This window comes from Luteolibacter sp. Populi, assembly GCF_040801775.1.
Taxonomy (GTDB): Bacteria; Verrucomicrobiota; Verrucomicrobiia; order Verrucomicrobiales; family Akkermansiaceae; genus Haloferula.
This window is the reverse complement of the sequence record NZ_CP161812.1, coordinates 469,701-487,792: the sequence shown is the minus strand read 5'-3', so window position 1 is coordinate 487,792 and position 18,092 is coordinate 469,701. Positions and strand designations below refer to the sequence as shown.

The window sequence follows — 18,092 nt, the reverse complement described above, 5'->3', positions numbered from 1 at the left end:
ATTGCGGCCGTTGCCTGTCTGCCGCGGACTTACTTGAAGCCACCGATGCCCGGAGCGCCCGTAAACGTCATCTGCATGAAGTGGGGCAAGCGCTACCCCGCTTGCTACGTGAATATCCTGTTCCGCTCGCTGGGCAGGCACTTGTCGCGGCCCTTCCGCTTCGTGTGCCTGACCGATGATGCGTCGGGACTGGTCGAGGGGATCGAGACGCTGCCCTTTCCGGAAAATCCGGGGATCACGCAGGCGAAGTGGCCGAACGTCTTCCTGAAGCTGGTGATGACCCGCGATGGCTTCGCGAATCTGGAAGGGCCGACCTTGTTCCTAGATCTGGATATCGTGGTGCTGGATGAGGTCGATAGTTTCTTCGACTTCATGCCGGGGAAGAACTGCATCATCCATAATTGGATCGAGCGGCGGAAACAGATCCTGCGGTCGCGGCCGGAGATCGGGAATTCTTCGATCTTCCGCTTCGAGGCCGGGAAGTCGCAATACATCTACGACACTTTCATCCGCGAGATCGACCGGGCCCAGGACCGCTCGCTCTTCCAGACGGAGCAGGCCTTCCTGACCTATGCGATGAAGGAGCGCCACTGGTGGCCGGAGGAGTGGGTGCGCAGCTTCAAATACAACTGCCGCCCCCCCTTCCCGCTCAATCTGATGATGGCTCCGAAGAAGCCGGCGGGCGGGAAGATCCTGGTCTTCCATGGCAAGCCGGATCCACCGGATGCGGTGAAGGGAGTGGCCGATGGGAAGGTGCATCACCGGGTGCTGCCGGCACCGTGGGTGGCGGAGTATTGGCGGGAGTGATCGGGCTCACTCTACCCGGCTCAGTTCCTGCCCCTGCGGTTTCCGCCTTGGCCGCGGCGACCGGCGGTTTCGCGGCGATCGCGCGGGTTATTCCCGGTCATGCGCTCGGACATGTTCTTGATCAAGGTCTGCTGCTCGGTCGCGTCGAGGGAACCGTCGCCGTTGGTGTCGGCCCGGGTGAAGCCGCGCTGCATGCGTTCGGAGACTTCGCCTTGGGCGAGCAAGCCGTCGCCATTGGCATCCTGCTCCTTGAAGCGGGTCGCCATGGTTTCGGCCATTTGGGTGGCGCGCTTGGCCCTTTGTTCGGCGCTGTAGGCGTCGCGCTGCTCTTGCGTGAGGATGGTCGGCGGGGTGGCGGGGGCGGAAGCTTGGGAAGCGGGGGCCACCGGGGAAGATTGCGGGGTCGTGAAGGATCCGGAATCGGCGGCCGGTGCTGAAGTCTCAGGCGTTTTTTCAGATGCTTGTGCCTCCGGCGTGGTCTCCGGCCGGTGAGTGCCGGGCTTGGGCGCTTTCAGCTTCGATCGGGCGGCTGCCGGTTCTTCCTGCTTGTCGCAGGCAGACAAGAAGGCGGCGGCGGGAATGAGCCAGAGGAGCGTTGCTCGCATAAAGAGATCGAACCGGAAAGCGGGCGTGAAGTTGCGGAGACTTGCGTGAGCGCGCCGGTGATTCCGAGGAAACGTTGGCTTGGCGCAAGATCCGGGCTCGTTGTAACGAATGGGAAGCATGGTTTTCCAAACGCTTTCCTCCGGGCAAATCGGTCGCGCTTTTCTGGCGCTTTCACTCGTCGGGCTTTCCGCCGCGGAACCCGAGCCGACCCCGGCGCCGCCCTTCCGGGACTGGGGCGCGGAGACGCTGGAGGTGTTGCACAAGGACCTGTGGCTGCCGGAGAAGAAGCTCTACGCGGAGAAGGCCAATGTGGCGGAGCGCAAACCGGATCATCCTGCCTTCATGTGGGGCGTGGGCGTGCAGCTCAGCGCGATGGCTGCGGCGGCGGAACTGGAGCCGGAGAAGCGGCTCGGACCTCTGAAGGAATACGCGGATACGATACAAGTTTATTGGCTGAAGCACGACGGGATCGAGGGCTTCGACGTGCAGCCGGGACCGAAGGCCTCCGACCGCTACTACGATGACAATGCCTGGCTGGTGCTGGCGCTGGCCGAGGTCTCCGAGGTGACGAAGGACAAGAAGTATCTCGACCAGGCGGCGGCGACCTTCCGCTTCGTGATGAGCGGCGAGGACGACAAGCTCGGCGGCGGGCTCTACTGGCGCGAGGTGGCGAAGGAATCGAAGAACACCTGCACCAACGCCCCGGCGATCGTCAGTGCCCTGCGCCTGCACCAGCTTACGAAGGACGAAAAGCATCTCGAAACGGCCAAGCGGCTCTATGCCTGGACCTGCAAGACGATGCAGGACACGGACGGCCTGTTCTGGGACAACATCAAGCTGGATGGCCGGATCGACCGCCGGAAGTTCACCTACAACACGGCGCTGATGATCCGGGCGAACTGCCTGTTCCATGAGATCACCGGCGAGGCGAAGTATCTGGAAGAGGCCAAGCGCGTCGCGAATGCGGGCGAGAAGCTGTGGATCCACTCGACCGGGGCGATCTCGGACAGCGGACGATTCGCGCACCTTTTGTTAGAGTCGTTCCTTGAGCTGGGCAAGCGGGACAAGGATCCGCGCTGGAAGGAGACGGTGAGCCGTTGCCTGGTGCATTTGCACGACAAGATGCGGGACGAGAACGGCCGGTATCCGCACCGCTGGGACCGCCGTCGTCCGGGGCCGATGCAGGAGGTGGTGCTCTTGAATCAAGCGAGCCCGGCGCGGATTTATTGGCTGGCGGCGCAGGAAATGGGGAAGCCGGTGGAAGAGAAAGAGGCGGAGAAGATCGGGAAGTAGGAGCGGCTCCCGCTACTTCCCAGCCGTTTTTCTGCGAACTGCCTCACGCCTGCCCAGCCAGGCCGCGATCTCCGCGCCGGCGAGGAAGGCCTGGATCGAGACGAAGAGCCAGAAGAGGAAAAGCAACAGGTTCAAGCCGCCGCCGATGAAGGAGCCCCACAGGCTGTGGCGGAAATAGAAGTCGAGGAAACCCTTGAGCGAACCGGTGGTGATCGCGGCGACCGCGCCGCCGACGAAGGCGTATTTCCACATCGGGCGGCGCCGCGGGAGGACCTTCATGATCAGGGCGAAGGCCAGGGTGAGCAGCAGATAGGTCGAGATCCAGCCGAAGCGCTGGAGCAAATCGAGATCCGCGAGCCACGGTGCATCCATGCGGGCCGCGACGTAGGCGGCGAAGCCCTGCGCAACGGTCGCCGCCACTAACAGGACGCCGAAGGCGAGGATCAATGCGGCGCACAGCGCGCGTGCGCCGAGTCTCCTCAGCCAAGGACGGGACGGGTCTACCGGTGCCGCTTCATTCACCACGTTGAGGGTCTTGCGCAGCTTCGACAGGACGTGCGACCCGGCGTAGGCCAGCGTGACCATCGCGACGATGAAGGCCAGCGGTTGCGAGCGCGGGGCGATCCGGGCACTTTGTAAAATGCCCTCGATGGTCGCAGCCAGTTCGGAGCCGAGGACGGCGGTCGTCTGCTTCTGCAGTTCGCCATGGGCGGCCTTATCCCCTAGCACCATGCCCGCCACGGTCACGCCGATCAGGAGCAGCGGCGGAAAGGAAATCAGCGCGTAGAAGGCCAGCGCCGCGGAATTGTCCGTATGACGATGGATCACCCAGCGGCGGGTCAGGCGCCGCCAGAAGAGGATTGATCGGAGCCGTCGGATGCGAAACACCACCAGAGCCTAACACCCTGCGGGCGAGGCGAAAGGGTAGAAATTGCCGGGAAACAGAGGCCCGGCACCACGGGTCCTATCGGCTGACAGGACCCATGGCGGAAGCGGACTTAGTTCGCGAGATAGCTGGAGACGCCCTCGTGATCGGGCACCATGGCCTTGTCGCCGCGGCTCCAGTCCATCGGGCAGACTTCGCCGAATTGCTCGAAATGCTGGAGGGCGTCGACCACGCGCAGGGCCTCGCGGATCGAGCGGCCGAGCGGCATGTCATTGACCACCTGGTGGCGGACGATGCCTTCCTTATCGATCAGGAACAGGCCGCGGTAGGCGACGAGTTCGCCCCTCACGATCAGGCTGCCGCTCTCGTCCACCTCGTAGTCGCCGGCGAGCACGTCATAGGCGTCGGAGATGGTCTTGTTCACATCGGCGACGAGCGGGTAGGTCACGCCCTCGATCCCGCCCTTGCCCTTCGGCATCTGGAGCCATGCCCAGTGCGAGAATTCGGAGTCGGTCGAGCAACCGACCACGGCGACATTGCGGGACTCGAACTCGTGGAGTTCCTCTTGGAAGCGATGGAGTTCGGTGGGGCAGACGAAGGTGAAGTCCTTCGGGTAGAAGAAGAGGATCACGTATTTTTCGCCGAGGTATTGGTCCAAGGAGAAATTATCGACGATGGTGGCTCCCAGCACGGCCTTGGCGCTGAAGGACGGGGCTTTCTTGCCTACGAGTACGGACACGATTTTGTGATGTGGTGGTTGGAAGTTCTGCCGCGCGCAGGCGGCGGGCGCGCCGTAGGGCCTCCCGGCCTAGCGGGCAACCCTTATCGCTGCTGCGCTGCGGCACAGCATGGCGCAGACCAAGCTTTCCCCCGGAGGTGCCGGATTGCATGAAGAGGCTCATGCAAAACAACATCGCGGTGGTCAACGGATTCATCACGGAGGTGATTAACGAGGGGCGGATCGATGCGTGCGGGAAGTTCTTTTGGGACAACATGGTCGAGCAAGTCCCCCTGCCCGGCCAAGGCCCGGGGATCGAGGGCCTGAAGGAAATGCTCACCGGCTACCGGGCGGCGTTTCCGGACGTCCGCTGGACCATCGACGAGCAGGTTGCCGAGGGTGACAAGGTGGTCACGCGTTTCACGTGGACCGGCACCCATCGCGGGGAATTCCTCGGCGTGCCAGCCACCGGGCGGCCCGTGAGCGTGTGGGGCGTGGTGATCGATCGCCTGGAAGGCGGCAAGATCAAGGACACCCGGATCATCATGGATACGCTGGGACTGATGATGCAGTTCGGGGTAATTCCGACGCCAGGGGCTTGATGCACGGCGGGAATAGCCGCGCAAAAAATGGCAATTTCAACCACGGATAAACACCATGAACACGGATGAAAGGCAGCCCGCTGCGGTGCCTTCCCTCATCCGTCTTCATGGTGTTTATCCGTGGTTTCCTTTCCATCATCCTCGCAATCCGCGGTCAAGCCACTGGATGCGCCTTGCCTTTCGCGTGCGGATGAAACGTGATCCCCGCCGTTCATGTCCGCCCTGCTTTCCGCCAATGAGATCCGCCTGTCGTTCAGCTATCAGACCCTGCTGGACGGGGTCACGCTGGCCGTGGCCGCGGGTGAAAAGGTCGGCCTGGTAGGGCGGAACGGCTGCGGGAAGACCTCGCTGCTGAAGATCCTGACCGGCAGTTCGAAGGCGGATTCCGGGGAAATCTCGATCCGGCGCGGGCTGCGGATCGGCTACCTGCCGCAGGAATTCGAGCTCGATCTGGAGCTTTCAGTTCACGAAAACATCGCGGCCGGGGCGGCCGATATCGTCGAGGCGATCCGCCGCTACGAGAATGGCGAGGGCTCGGAGGCGGAGCTGTCCGACCTGCTTCACCTGATCGACCACGCCGATGGCTGGAACCTCGATTCGCGGATCAAGGCGACCGCCACCGCCTTGGGCACGCCACCGTTGGAGACGGCGGTGAAACCTCTGTCGGGTGGAGAGAAGCGGCGCGTGGCGTTGTGCCGGGCACTGGCCTCGCAGCCGGACTTGCTGCTGCTGGACGAACCGACGAACCATCTCGATGCCGATTCGATCCGCTGGCTGGAAGACTTCCTGAAGAGCTATTCGGGCGCTGTCATTTTCGTCACGCACGATCGCTATTTCCTCGACGTGATCGCCACGCGGATCATCGAGATCGACCAAGGCAAGGCTTTCTCGCATCCGGGCAATTACACGGCGTATCTGGAATCGAAGGCGGTGCGCCGCCAGATCGCGGAGCAGACCGAGCGCCGCCGCCAGCGCTTCCTGCGGGAAGAACTGGACTGGGTGCGTTCCGGGGTGAAGGCACGCGGCACGAAATCGCGGCACCGGCTGGATCAATTCTACGAGGTGGAGGGCCTGCAAGCCCCGCCGGAAGAGCGCGAGATGGACCTGCTCATCCCGCCTGCGCCCGATCTCGGGAACATCGTGGTGGAGCTTGAAGGAGCGGGGGTGAATGTCGGCACGGCCACTTCCCCGCGCTGGCTCTTCCGCCATCTCAATCTGGAGCTGCGACCAGGCCAGTGCACGGGAATCGTCGGCCGCAACGGCGTCGGCAAGACGACCCTGCTCCGGGTCTGCCTGGGGCAGCTTCCTCCCGACGAAGGCAAGGCGACGATCGGGAAAAAGGTGAAGATCAATTACATCGACCAGACCCGCATGGTCCTCGATGGCACCGGCTCCCTGTTAGACGAGGTGGCCGACGGCAACGAGAAGGTGCAATTCGGCAACCAGACGATGGGCGCGCGGACCTACCTGAAGCGCTTCCTCTTCGACGACAAACGGATCAACGAGCGCGTGGATCTCCTTTCCGGTGGCGAGCGCGCGCGCTTGATGCTGGCCAAGGTGCTGAAGACCGGCGGCAACCTGCTGGTGCTCGACGAGCCGACGAACGACCTCGACCTGCCCTCGCTGCGGATGCTTGAGGAGGCGCTGGCCGACTTCGATGGCGCGGTGCTGGTGGTCTCGCACGACCGCTATTTCCTCGACCGCATCTGCGATCAGATCGTGGCCTTCGAGGACCACGGCGTGACGGCGCAGCCGGGCAATTATTCCTACTATCTCGAAAAGCGCCAAGCCCGCGAGCAGGTGCAGCGCCTCCACGCCCAAGCGGCTGCACGCGATGCCGCCTCACGCCAGAAGGCTCCGGCAGCAGCGGCGGCAGCCAAGCCGAGGAAGCTGACCCTCGCCGAGCGCAAGGAGTTGGAGGGCATGGAGGAGACGATTCTCAAGGCGGAGGAGGCGGTCGCCGGGCTGGAAGCGAAACTCGCCGATCCGGAGTTTCAGAAGAACTTCGCGGAGATCCCAGCGACGGCGGCGCTGCTGGAAAAGGCGAAGGCGGAAGTCGCGCGGCTGTATGCGCGGTGGGAGCAGCTAGAGGCGACTGCCTGATCACTTTGCTCCCAAAATGGGAACTTCCCGCTTGAAGTCATCCGGTGGGAAGCTCTATTGCTTTGAAAGGAGATGATTGTCCTCGGGCGCGAGAAGCTGGTGAAGTTCATGGGCAAACACGCCAAGGCTCGACCTCCCATCGCTTCGTGGCTTGCTGAAACCGAGTCCGCGACTTGGAAAACTCCAAACGACATCAAAGGCCGCTACCGGTCGGCGGATTTCCTCTCCGGCAACCGGGTGATATTCAATATCGGCGGGAACAATTTCAGACTCGTTGTGGTAGTCCGTTACTCCGGCGGTATCGTCGTGATCGATAGGGTGGGAACCCATGCCGACTACGATAAATGGAAACTTGAATAGCACTTCGACCAAGCAATGAAACTCGTCAAGACGACCGCCGACTACCGCCGTGCCATGCAGCGCGTGGAGGCGCTGATGCTTCTGGAACCTTCCCGCGACACTCCGGAGGCCGATGAACTGGAGGTCCTGGCGTTCCTCATTGAGGCCTACGAGAAATCCCGCTTCCCCATTCCTGCTCCTGACCCGATAGCGGCGATTCGTTTCCGCATGGAACAACAAGGACTTTCCCGGAAGGATCTGGAACCCTACCTGGGAGGGAGAAGCAAGGTCTCCGAAGTGCTTTCGAGAAAGCGACCGTTAAGCTTGGCAATGATCCGCAAGCTCCACGAGGGGCTGAAAATTCCGGTGGATGTCCTCTTGGAACTACGACCGGCCGGAACCTCTCGCAAGAAGCAGGTGCGCGCCGCTTGAGAGGCGATTGGATCTGATCAGGGGATCAAATTGGCAAAGTTCGTCCTTTAGTTCCTGTGTTTTCAGTATTTACTGAAAACAATGAACGGCGACCCTGCCGTTCGGAACCGCATCAATACCATGAATGCCCATGAAATCCCGCGGATGCTGCCCAAAAACGAGCGGACGAATCCGCTCCACGGCCGGGTGGTCTGGTCGCCGGTGAAGTCCATCTGGTTCACGGCCCACGCCCTGATCGCCCTGATTGGGTGCAGCCTTACCTTGAGCTACCCTGCCGTGCTCCTGTCATTCCTGTTCACCGTGACCACCCTCTGCCTCGGTCACTCGATCGGCCTGCACCGCCTGCTGATCCACCGCAGCTTCGACTGCCCGCGCTGGTTCGAGCGCCTGCTGGTCCACCTCGGCACCTTGGTCGGGATGGGCGGTCCGTTCCGGATGCTCTACATGCACGATATCCGGGACTGGTCGCAGCGCCACGAGGCCTGCCATGCCTTCTTCATCCACCGGAATCCGATCTGGAAGGACTTCCTGTGGCAGCTTCACTGCGAGATCCGCTTGGAGGATCCGCCCGAGTTCACCATCGAGCCGCGGGTGGCGGAGGACCGCTGGTATCGATTTATGGAGCGGACCTGGATGCTCCAGCAGCTACCGTGGGCACTCCTCTTTTTCTTGATCGGCGGCATTCCGCTGGTGATTTGGTGCATCTCGCTGCGGATCGTGCTGTCGCTGATCGGCCACTGGCTGGTTGGCTATTTCGCCCACAATACCGGCCCGCGCGATTGGCATCTGGAAGGCCACGCCGTGCAGGGTCACAACGTCCCGCACATCGGACTGCTGACAATGGGCGAATCGTGGCACAACAATCACCACGCCTTCCCCGGTTCGGCACGCCTCGGCCTGAACGAGACGCAGCACGATCCCGGCTGGTGGGTGCTGTGCGCCCTGCGCTCGGTCGGCCTGGTGTGGAATCTGAGGCTGCCGGAACACCTTCCGGCGCGGCCCGAGTTGAAGCGACTTCCGGCCCTGGAACAGAAGCTCAATCCCCCGCCGCAAAATCCGTATCCGCCTTTTCGATCGCCACTTCCTTGATCCAGATGTTCCGGAAGCGCACGTCGTGGCCCTCGCACTGGAGCTTGAGGCCCTGCGGCGTGTCGGTGATGCCCTTCCCGCCGTCGTTGCCACCGTCCACGCCGGAATTCGGACCGCCCCAGACCTGGCTGATGGTCTGGTTCGAGTGGACCTTCTTGCCGTTGAAATACATCGTGAGCATCGGCTTCTCGCTCATCTTCCCATCCTTGAAGCGCGCCGCCCGGAAGAGGATGTCGTAGGAGTTCCACTTGCCCACGCCGTTATAGGCCTCGTAGGGCGACTCGGTCTCGTTGATCACCGCGCCGAGGCCGTGCTTGGTCTTGTCGCCATCGAGGATTTGGATTTCGTAGCGGTTCTGGAGATAAACGCCGCTGTTTCCGCCTTCCTTGGCGATGTAGAATTCGATGTGGAGGCGGAAGTCCTTGTAGGCCTTCTTGGTCACAATGTCCGCAGTGCCATACTTGCCGCCGGCCGCAGCAGGATCATCGCTCATCATCACCGTGCCCTTGTCCACGGCGTCATCCACGATCTTCCACTTGATCGGCAGAGCGGATGCGAAGCGCGGGCCCTGCCAGTACGTCCACTTGGCATCGAGCATCTCGCGCGAGCCGTCGAAGACCACCTCGGCCCCTTCGATCGGATTGGCCCCGACGCCGACACGGGCGAGCGCGAATTGTCCGGAGAGGGCGGCGGCGATAGCGAGGCAGAGGAGCTTCATCCCGGGGATACTAGCGGGCGGGCGCTACACTTTCCAAGTATGGAAAAGATGACAGCACTGGCGGCGGGCGGGGACTTCGGCTTGATTGGCGGGGCGCAATGAAACGCGAAGCGATCCCCGCCGTCGGTCTGGGCGACTACCGGCAGTCCGGCCTGCGTGGCGAGGGCTTCGTGGCCGTGCCCTACCAGGAATCGCGGGCGTGGAATCCCGCGCTGCTCTCGCCGCACTACCACGATTTCTTCCAGATCTCCCTGATCCGCGGCGAGGCCCTGCTGATGCATGACTTCCGCGAGGCGAAGGTCAGCGGCCACACGCTGTTTTTCCTGAGCCCGGGACAGGTTCACGCGGTGAAATCGGGGGCCGAGACCGATGGCACGATCCTTTCCTTCACGCGCGAATTTTTCGATGCCGGTGCGGCGGGCTCCACCGCGCTGCTGCTGGAGTTGCCCTTTTTCTACGCCGCGGACTTCCCACCGTGGATGAAGCTGCCGAAGCCCGCGATCGAGCCGGCCCTCGCCCTCTTCCGCGAGCTGCAGGGGGAATTCGACGCCGCGCGGCCCGGTGCAGCCGAGATCATCCGCGCGCTGCTGCGGATCCTGATGGTGAAGGCGAGCCGCTGGCGTTCACCTGTTAGACTGGCATCCTCGCCCAAGCGGGCGGACGCAATGGTAAGGGACTTCCAGTTGCTGGTGGAGAGGCATTTCCGCGAGTGGCAGGCCCTGACGCCCTATGCCAAGGAACTGGGCATCACCGCGAATCACCTCAATGACGTGGTGGCGGACGCCACCGGACGAGCGGCGGGCGAGCATGTCCGCCAGCGCCGCCTGCTCGATGCGAAGCGGCATCTGCTGCACTCCGGACTGACGATTGCCGAGATCGGCTACGCCCTCGGCTTCAAGGATCCCTCCTACTTCGGGCGCTTCTTCCGGCGCTACGAAAGGTGCAGTCCAGCGGAGTTCCGGGAGAAAATCCGAGAAAAATACCAGAAAGCGCCCCGCTAGCACCGGTCGGAAAATTTGCCTCGCAGGCCCTAGCGGACGACGCTTTCCGCCCCATGCAAGAAACCCTCGCCACGGACGCCGAAGCGGTGCCGGCACGGTCAGCCAACGATACCGTCTTCGCCCTGTTGCTGGCGATCGCGACGGCGCACATGCTGAATGATACGATCCAGGCGCTGCTGCCCTCGATCTATCCGATCCTGAAGGAGTCGTATCATCTCAGCTTCACGCAGCTCGGGATGATCACCTTCACCTTCCAGCTCACGGCATCGCTCCTGCAGCCGTTGGTCGGGCTGGTCACCGACCGCAAGCCCCTGCCCTACTCCCTGCCGGTGGGCATGGCCTTCACCTTGATCGGCCTGATCTCGCTGGCGAATTCGCAGAGTTTCGCGACGATCCTGATTTCCGCCGCGTTGATCGGCACCGGCTCCGCGGTCTTCCACCCGGAGGCCTCGCGCATCGCCTACATGGCGGCGGGCAAGCGCCGCGGGCTCGCGCAATCGGTCTTCCAAGTCGGCGGGAATGCGGGCAGCGCCATCGGGCCCTTGCTCGCCGCGCTGATCATCGTGCCGCACGGGCAGCGTTCGATCCTGGCATTCTCCGCGGTGGCGTTGGTCGGCGTGATCATCCTGACCATGATCGGACGCTGGCAGGGGCGGAACTTCCACCGCATGCGGCCGAAGGCGGCGCGCGCCGGTGCAGAGGTGGCCTTTCCGCGGAGGACGGTGGCGATCGCGCTGTCAGTGTTGGTGGCGCTGACCTTCTCTAAGTATGTCTATCTGGCCTCACTCACCAGCTACTACACCTTCTATCTGATCGACCGCTTCCACGTCTCGGTGCAGAGTGCGCAGTATCACTTGTTCCTGTTGCTGGCCGCGGTCGCGGTGGGCACGATCGTCGGCGGACCGGTGGGCGACCGGATCGGGCGCAAGCGCGTGATCTGGGCCTCCATCCTGGGCGTCGCGCCGTTCTCCCTGGCGCTGCCGCACGTCGGCCTCGGGATGACCGCGGTGCTGAGCGTGATCATCGGGCTGGTACTGGCGTCGGCGTTCTCGGCGATCCTTGTCTACGCGCAAGAGTTGCTGCCGGGGAAGGTCGGAATGATCGCCGGGCTTTTCTTCGGCCTGGCCTTCGGCATCGCGGGCATCGGCTCCGCCGTGCTGGGCAAGGTGGCGGACCTGCACGGGATCAACTTCGTCTTCCAGATCTGCGCCTTCCTGCCGCTGATCGGGATCCTGACGGTGTTCCTGCCGGATGTGGTGACGGAGAAGGATTGAACCCGGGAGCGCGGACTTTAGTCCGCCACATGGGTCAAGCAGGCGAAGGCTCTGACAATTGTCTTCTGAACGGAAGTGGCGGACTAAAGTCCGCGCTCCCGGGATCTCAAGGCGCAGGCCTCACATTCTCGATCAGGAACAGCCCGTCCTGATAGTCCCCGTTCGCCGCTTCCTCGAAGCCCACCAGCCAGGCATTCTCCAGCACGCGGCCTTGGAAATCGCTCACGGGGAAAACCCGCCCGGTATGTTTGATCGTCGCTCCCTTGGCCGCGCCCGGGATTGTCGAACTCGTATACTTCGGGCCCTGCATCCAGAGACTGAAGGACGCGGAAGCAGGCGGTGAGAATTCCACCGCCGCCGCGCCATCTTTGAGCGGCGGGAAGAGGCACTGGTGGGCATCCGGGAGTTCTTTCGAATCCGTTAGAATGCCCAGCTCGACCTCCATCGCACCGGCGAGGGTGAAGCCGAAAGGCGTGTCGCCCGGCGGGGAAAATCTTGCCAGCGGCGTGACCCGGACCTTGCCCGTTCCAGCGGTGACGAAGGCCGATGCCGCAATACCTTTGCCGATCGAGTCGGCATTCGTGTCCAGCTCCAAGGACTTGCCGCCGACGTCCAGCGGGATGCCCAAGGCATGCACGATCGATTGCAGCGCGGGCTCGTTCTTCCCCTCAAAAGCCGCAAGTCCGATGCCCTGTAACACCACGAAGGCCCCGCTCTCCGGCGAGCCGATCCGCAGCCCGGCGCTGTAACGGCCGGCACCATGGGTCGGGCGGAAGCGCAGGTGCACATGCATGCTCTCGCCCGCTGCCAGCATCATCTTCTCGGCATGCGCGGTGAAGGCTCCGGCATCCACGCCGTCGATCGAGAGTTCCGCCGCCAAGGGACGATCCAGGGGATTGCGCACCGTGACCGTCTGGTCGCGCGCCTGTTGGTCCAGCACCGCACTGAGGCTGGCGACGCCGCGGTCGGCGCGGAGCGGTTCATCGAGTTCGCGGATCTGGACGTCGCGATACTGGATCTCCGCGCCTTCGAGTTGCAGGCAGATCTTACCCTCCTTGAGCGCACCACCTGTTAGATGGCGGATATTCGCGAGCCGGGAGCGGACGTGGCCATTGAGAATGTGTTCTGCCGACTCGTCGGCATGCACGATCACCTCCGCCCGGTTCCAACCGGTGGGGTGATCGTATTCGGGAAAGCGGCCGAAGTAGGTGAAGCTCTGTGCGATCCGCGGAAAGCCACCGTTCTCCGGAAGCAAGCCTGCATCCCCCTGCCCTTTCGGTGCCATCGCCGGCTCCGGATGCATCCAGCTCAAGCCCGATTCTTCGATGAAGATGATATCGCCACTGTCGCCCTCCTGGATCTGATACTCCACGGAAGGCGGCCAGATCTTCCCGGTGTTGGAGGCGTGGTAGAGCAGCCCGGCATCGCGGAGCGCGGCCTTGCGCGGGGAGAATCTCTTTTCGAGCCAACGGTATTCGAGTGCGAGGTGAAAGCGCGAGAAGGTGCCGGAGTGCGTGATCACGCCAAAGGGCACCTTCGTCTCCGGATCCGTGTCCGGATACATGTGGATCGCGCCGTCGCGGATCTGCACCAGTTTGTCCGCATCCTCACCGGGCTTCTCCTTATCGATCGTGATCGTCCAGCCCTCGAGATTCTTGCCGTTGAAGAGGCTCTTCCATTCGCTTTGAGCGTTTGCCGGGAAACAGAGCGCGAACAAGAGACCGGAGGCGGGTAGCAGGATTTTCATGAAAGCGGATTGAACAAGAAGTCCTACCTCCAAACAAAACTAAAGCTGTCAGACAAATTGTCATAATGAGCGGTGAAAAGAAGGCCCGCCGCCGCGTTGGCGACGGCGGGCATCCGGTTGAATCGTCGCTTTTTCGCTCAAGCCATGCTGTGCAGGCCCACGAGGTTGCCATCGGGATCTTCGAAGATCCCCATGAAGCCGTGCGGCGGGATCGCCGTGCGCGGCTTGATGACCTTGCCTCCTGCCGCCGGAATGCGTTCAAGCACTCCATCGAGATCGCCCTCGACATTCAAGTAAACCATCGTCCCGCCCGGGCCCGGCTTGTAGCCCTCAGCCTGGCACAGGGCCCCGCCGACCCCGAGTTCCGGGTTGCAGGCGAAAATCGCCATCGCGATCCCGCAATCTCCGGCGGGGATGCTCGTCATGGGGGACTTGAGGATCGCTTCGTAGAAGGCCTTGGCCTTGTCGATGTCGTTCACGAAGATCTCGAACCAGTTCAATGCGTCGTCTTTCATGGTCATGTTAGGTTGGTTTGGCTTTGCCCTTCCTTCGGGCTCACGGACCCAACCAAACACGGCCTGCTGACAACCCTATGTCAGGAGGGTTTCAGACCCCCGCGAAATCCTCCGCATAGCGTGCCGCCACTGCCATTGCAGCCTCACGCAGCGCATCCCGCAGTTCCTGCGGATCAAGCACTTCCACCTCGGTCCCGAAGCTCAGCAGCCATGAAGTCAGCCAAGGAAACGAACATGTGAGTATTTCCAGCTCCATGCTGCCGTCTTCCCGACGCTTTTCCTCGCACGCGGTGCAGGGCATCTCCGAGCGGAAGCGGTCAAGGGCTTCGCGACTAACCCGGATCGTTGCCGGGGAAAGCTCGTCGCTATCGATCTTCTCTTGTAGAAAGGCCTTCACGGAGAAGCTCGCGTGGCCATCGTAGCACTCGGCCAGCACTTCCCAACCGGCGAAGCGGTCGAGCCGGAAATCCCGGAAATCCTTCCTCAAGCGGCACCAGCCGATCAGGTGCCACTGCCGCGAGTAGAAGACCAGTCCCAGCGGTTCCACCACCCGCACCGAGATCTTGCCCCGGCCTGCCGCATCGTAGCGCAGGGCCATGCAGCGCCGCCGCACCACGGCGTCCTGGATCGGCATCAGAGAGAGCCCGCGGTCCTCATTGCCACTGCGCCGGAACCACACGCCGATGGCATTCTTCAAGCGCCCGAGGTAATCGCGCTTCTCCTGCGGCAGCACCGATTTGATCTTCAGCAGCGCGGCACGGAGCGAGTGCTTCAGCGAATCGTCCGCCACTTGCTCCGTCACCTCGCCGCTCATGAAGAGCGCCGCCGCCTCGTCCTCCGTAAACATCACCGGCGGCATGTGGTAGCCGCGCATCAGGCTGTAGCCGATGCCGGCCTCGGCGATGATCGGCACCCCGGCCTCGCCCAGTGCCGAAAGATCCCGATAAACGGTCCGCACGCTGATCTCGAAGTGATCGGCGATCTGCTCCGCAGTGATCACGCGCTGGCCTTGCAGCAGCAGGATCATGCCGGTCAGACGGTCGATGCGGTTCATGCGGGCGGCAGCATCCCTATCCGCCCGGTGGAAAGCGGACAAGACGGGAAATCCGGGGCCCGGAGGGATGGGATAGCGGGGGCGTTCACGGGATCTCTTCCTACAGGAAGGGCTCAGCCACCCGGAAGACCCGATTCCGTCGCAAATGCAAGATTTTCAGTCGGCTTGGCAGCCTGTCTGCTTTCTGCTCTAACGGCTTGGAATGACGAGGGAACACGAGCGACTGGAGGAGGATCGCCAGCGGGGCAAGAACTGGAAGCGATGGGGCCCCTACCTCAGCGAGCGCCAGTGGGGCACCGTGCGCGAGGACTACTCCGAGCACGGCTGGAGCTGGGGGGAATTCCCCCACGACCACGCGCGCCGCCGTGCCTACCGCTGGGGAGAGGACGGCCTGCAGGGCTGGTGCGACCGCCAGTGCCGCCTCTGCTTCGCCCCCGCCCTGTGGAACGGCAATGACACGATTCTCAAGGAGCGCCTCTTCGGCCTTGGCGGGAACGAGGGCAACCACGGCGAGGACGTGAAGGAGTGCTACTACTACCTCGAGTCCACCCCCACCCACTCCTACACCAAGGCGCTCTACAAGTATCCCCACGCCAAGTTCCCCTACACCGAGATCCGCGAGGAAAACGCCCGCCGCGGTCGCCAGGGCACCGAACTGGAACTCGCGGACATGGGCATGTTCGACGACGGCCGCTATTTCAACGTGGTCCAGGAGGTGGCCAAGCGTTCGCCGGAGGACATCCTGTGGCGGATCACCATCACCAACCGCGGCCCCGACCCGGCACCCATCCACGTCCTGCCGATGCTGTGGTTCCGCAATGTGTGGAAGTGGGGCAGCGAGCGCGAAACCCCGCTGCGCAAACCCTCGCTCGCGCTCCATGGCGATCACGTCTTCGCGTCCCACGAGACCCTGGGCGATTACCTCTTTTACGCCGATTCACCGGACGCCGGGTCGGAAACCAACTGGCTCTTCACCGAGAACGAGACCGATTACCGGGCCATCTACGGCATCGGCGGGCCCTCGGAGTATGTGAAGGATGGCTTCCACAAGCTCCTGATCCACGGCGAGGAGGATGCCGTTTCGCCGCTGCCGATGGGCACCAAGACGGCACCGCACTTCGAGTTCATGCTGGCTCCGGGGGCCACGGTGACCGTGCGCTGCCGCCTGCACTCGACGGTCGGCAACAACGAGATCGCCGGTCTCGACCAATTCAACGAGGTCTTCGCCGAACGAAGCACGGAGTGCGATTCCTTCTACGACGAGGTGATCACCCCCGGTCTCAATCCGGACGAGTATCTGATCTGCCGCCAGGGCTATGCCGGCCTGCTGTGGACCAAGCAGTTCTATCACTACGTCGTCGATGAATGGCTGAAGGGCGACAGCGACGGCCCGGCACCGCCGGAAGCCCGCCTCAACGGCCGCAATTCGGACTGGGTCCACTTCTTCGCCCGCGACATCCTCTCCATGCCGGACAAGTGGGAATATCCGTGGTTCGCCGCATGGGACTCCGCCTTCCACATGATCCCCTTCGCGGCGGTCGATCCGGACTTCGCCAAGGACCAGCTCCTGATGCTACTACGGGAGTGGTACATGCACCCGAACGGCCAGCTCCCGGCCTACGAGTGGAACTTCTCCGACGTCAATCCGCCGGTTCACGCCTGGGCGGTCTGGCGCGTCTACAAGATCGCCAACCCCAAGGGCCAGCGCGATATGCTCTTCCTCGAGCGCGCCTTCCAGAAGCTGCTGCTCAACTTCACATGGTGGGTCAACCGCAAGGATGTGGAAGGCCGCCACGTCTTCGGCGGCGGCTTCCTGGGACTCGATAACATCGGGGTCTTCGACCGCTCCCACGCCCTGCCCGACGGCGGCAAGCTTCACCAGGCCGATGGTACCGCGTGGATGGCTTCCTACTGCCTGCTGATGCTGGCGATGGCGCTGGAACTCGCGGAAGAGAAGCCCGCCTACGAGGACATCGCTTCGAAGTTCTTCGAGCACTTCGTCAGCATCACCGACGCGATCAATTCACTCGGCGGCACCGGCCTCTGGGACAACCAGGACGGCTTCTACTACGACCAGCTCATCGTCAATCACGACGACCCCCTCCCGCTGCGGATCCGCTCGCTGGTGGGCCTGCTGCCGATGTGCGCGGTCACGGTGCTCAAGCAGACCAAGATCGAATCGCTACCCGGCTTCCGGAAGCGCATGGACTGGTTTCTCAGCAGCCGCCCGGAGCTGCTCAAATACATCAACATCCGCCGCAATACCGGCGACAAGAAGTCGGCGCTCTGCCTGCTCGCCATCCCTTCGGAAGCCCAGCTCCGGAAGACCCTGGCACGCATGCTCGATCCCCGGGAATTCCTCTCGGAATACGGCATTCGCTCGCTCAGCAAGTCGCACGAGAAAGAGCCTTTCATCTTCGAGCACGGCGGCGTGCGGAATGAAGTGCGCTACACTCCCGGCGAGTCGGATTCCGACATGTTCGGCGGCAACTCGAACTGGCGCGGGCCGATCTGGTTCCCGATCAACTTCCTCATCATCGAGGCCCTCGAACGCTACCACCACTTCTACGGCGATAGCTTCAAGATCGAATATCCCACCGGCTCGGGCGAGCAGAAGACCTTGAAGGAAGTCGCCATCGACATCTGCGACCGCCTCATCTCGCTCTTCTGCCGGGATGAGGAAGGCTACCGTCCCTGCTTCGGCGAGGCCAAGCGCTACAGCGATGTCCCGCATTGGCAGAATCTCCTGCTCTTCCACGAGTACTTCCACTCCGAAACCGGCGAGGGCCTGGGAGCATCCCACCAGACCGGCTGGACCTCGCTGGTCGTGCGCCTCGTCCGCGACCGCCGCGAGAAGCTCTGCCAGAAGGCGCTCTAACAGCCCGCCACCAAGGGTACGTAGTCCCGC

The 18,092-nt window shown here is 63.0% G+C and carries 17 protein-coding genes; 10 read left to right on the top strand and 7 right to left on the bottom strand.

Going from position 1 to position 18,092, the window contains the following annotated elements; translation table 11 throughout:
• Positions 1–45 precede the first annotated feature (45 nt).
• Positions 46–807, top strand: coding sequence for a hypothetical protein (locus ABWK72_RS01920; RefSeq protein WP_367873090.1), 762 nt, complete (start codon positions 46–48; stop codon positions 805–807).
• Positions 808–827: 20 nt separating this feature from the next.
• Here ABWK72_RS01920 and ABWK72_RS01915 read toward each other — a convergent pair whose 3' ends face one another.
• A complete protein-coding gene (locus ABWK72_RS01915; RefSeq protein ID WP_367873089.1) occupies positions 828–1,412 on the bottom strand; it encodes a hypothetical protein in 585 nt (194 codons plus the stop codon).
• A 118-nt stretch (positions 1,413–1,530) separates the two neighbouring features.
• Here ABWK72_RS01915 and ABWK72_RS01910 point away from each other — a divergent pair, with 118 nt between their 5' ends.
• On the top strand, positions 1,531–2,706 hold the full coding sequence (locus tag ABWK72_RS01910) for a glycoside hydrolase family 76 protein (protein WP_367873088.1): 1,176 nt from the start codon (positions 1,531–1,533) through the stop codon (positions 2,704–2,706).
• A 12-nt stretch (positions 2,707–2,718) separates the two neighbouring features.
• On the opposite strand, the gene ABWK72_RS01905 is transcribed toward ABWK72_RS01910, so the two are convergent.
• Positions 2,719–3,594: a YihY/virulence factor BrkB family protein gene (locus ABWK72_RS01905; protein WP_367873087.1), complete on the bottom strand. Its 876-nt coding sequence runs from the start codon at positions 3,592–3,594 to the stop codon at positions 2,719–2,721.
• A gap of 110 nt (positions 3,595–3,704) precedes the next feature.
• On the bottom strand, positions 3,705–4,331 hold the full coding sequence (locus ABWK72_RS01900) for a peroxiredoxin (RefSeq protein WP_367873086.1): 627 nt from the start codon (positions 4,329–4,331) through the stop codon (positions 3,705–3,707).
• Positions 4,332–4,492: 161 nt separating this feature from the next.
• Here ABWK72_RS01900 and ABWK72_RS01895 point away from each other — a divergent pair, with 161 nt between their 5' ends.
• The 5 genes from ABWK72_RS01895 to ABWK72_RS01875 all read left to right on the top strand — a co-directional run bounded on the left by ABWK72_RS01895 (position 4,493) and on the right by ABWK72_RS01875 (position 8,875).
• Positions 4,493–4,912, top strand: a complete 420-nt coding sequence (locus ABWK72_RS01895) for an ester cyclase (protein ID WP_367873085.1) — start codon at positions 4,493–4,495, stop codon at positions 4,910–4,912.
• 213 nt (positions 4,913–5,125) lie between these two features.
• Positions 5,126–7,015, top strand: a complete 1,890-nt coding sequence (locus ABWK72_RS01890; RefSeq protein WP_367873084.1) for an ABC-F family ATP-binding cassette domain-containing protein — start codon at positions 5,126–5,128, stop codon at positions 7,013–7,015.
• 72 nt (positions 7,016–7,087) lie between these two features.
• The gene (locus ABWK72_RS01885) at positions 7,088–7,375 is read left to right on the top strand and encodes a type II toxin-antitoxin system HigB family toxin (RefSeq protein ID WP_367873083.1); all 288 of its coding nucleotides are present in this window, start codon (positions 7,088–7,090) and stop codon (positions 7,373–7,375) included.
• A gap of 15 nt (positions 7,376–7,390) precedes the next feature.
• A complete protein-coding gene (locus tag ABWK72_RS01880; protein ID WP_367873082.1) occupies positions 7,391–7,786 on the top strand; it encodes a type II toxin-antitoxin system HigA family antitoxin in 396 nt (131 codons plus the stop codon).
• A gap of 120 nt (positions 7,787–7,906) precedes the next feature.
• Positions 7,907–8,875: an acyl-CoA desaturase gene (locus ABWK72_RS01875; RefSeq protein WP_367873081.1), complete on the top strand. Its 969-nt coding sequence runs from the start codon at positions 7,907–7,909 to the stop codon at positions 8,873–8,875.
• Here ABWK72_RS01875 and ABWK72_RS01870 read toward each other — a convergent pair.
• Entirely contained in the window at positions 8,823–9,593 is a 771-nt protein-coding gene (locus ABWK72_RS01870) for a DUF1080 domain-containing protein (protein WP_367873080.1), read from the bottom strand. The two genes, ABWK72_RS01875 and ABWK72_RS01870, sit on opposite strands and share 53 nt — an antisense overlap.
• A 98-nt stretch (positions 9,594–9,691) precedes the next feature.
• Between ABWK72_RS01870 and ABWK72_RS01865 the strand changes: the two genes are divergently transcribed.
• Positions 9,692–10,594, top strand: coding sequence for a helix-turn-helix domain-containing protein (locus ABWK72_RS01865; protein ID WP_367873079.1), 903 nt, complete (start codon positions 9,692–9,694; stop codon positions 10,592–10,594).
• Positions 10,595–10,647: 53 nt separating this feature from the next.
• Positions 10,648–11,868: an MFS transporter gene (locus ABWK72_RS01860; protein ID WP_367873078.1), complete on the top strand. Its 1,221-nt coding sequence runs from the start codon at positions 10,648–10,650 to the stop codon at positions 11,866–11,868.
• 106 nt (positions 11,869–11,974) lie between these two features.
• On the opposite strand, the gene ABWK72_RS01855 is transcribed toward ABWK72_RS01860, so the two are convergent.
• The 3 genes from ABWK72_RS01855 to ABWK72_RS01845 all read right to left on the bottom strand — a co-directional run bounded on the left by ABWK72_RS01855 (position 11,975) and on the right by ABWK72_RS01845 (position 15,184).
• On the bottom strand, positions 11,975–13,615 hold the full coding sequence (locus tag ABWK72_RS01855) for a family 16 glycoside hydrolase (RefSeq protein ID WP_367873077.1): 1,641 nt from the start codon (positions 13,613–13,615) through the stop codon (positions 11,975–11,977).
• A gap of 137 nt (positions 13,616–13,752) precedes the next feature.
• Positions 13,753–14,130, bottom strand: coding sequence for a VOC family protein (locus ABWK72_RS01850; protein WP_367873076.1), 378 nt, complete (start codon positions 14,128–14,130; stop codon positions 13,753–13,755).
• Between the two features lie 91 nt (positions 14,131–14,221).
• A complete protein-coding gene (locus ABWK72_RS01845; protein WP_367873075.1) occupies positions 14,222–15,184 on the bottom strand; it encodes a helix-turn-helix transcriptional regulator in 963 nt (320 codons plus the stop codon).
• 202 nt (positions 15,185–15,386) lie between these two features.
• On the opposite strand from ABWK72_RS01845, the gene ABWK72_RS01840 reads away from it, so the two are divergent.
• Entirely contained in the window at positions 15,387–18,062 is a 2,676-nt protein-coding gene (locus ABWK72_RS01840; protein ID WP_367873074.1) for a glucosidase, read from the top strand.
• Positions 18,063–18,092: the final 30 nt, after the last annotated feature.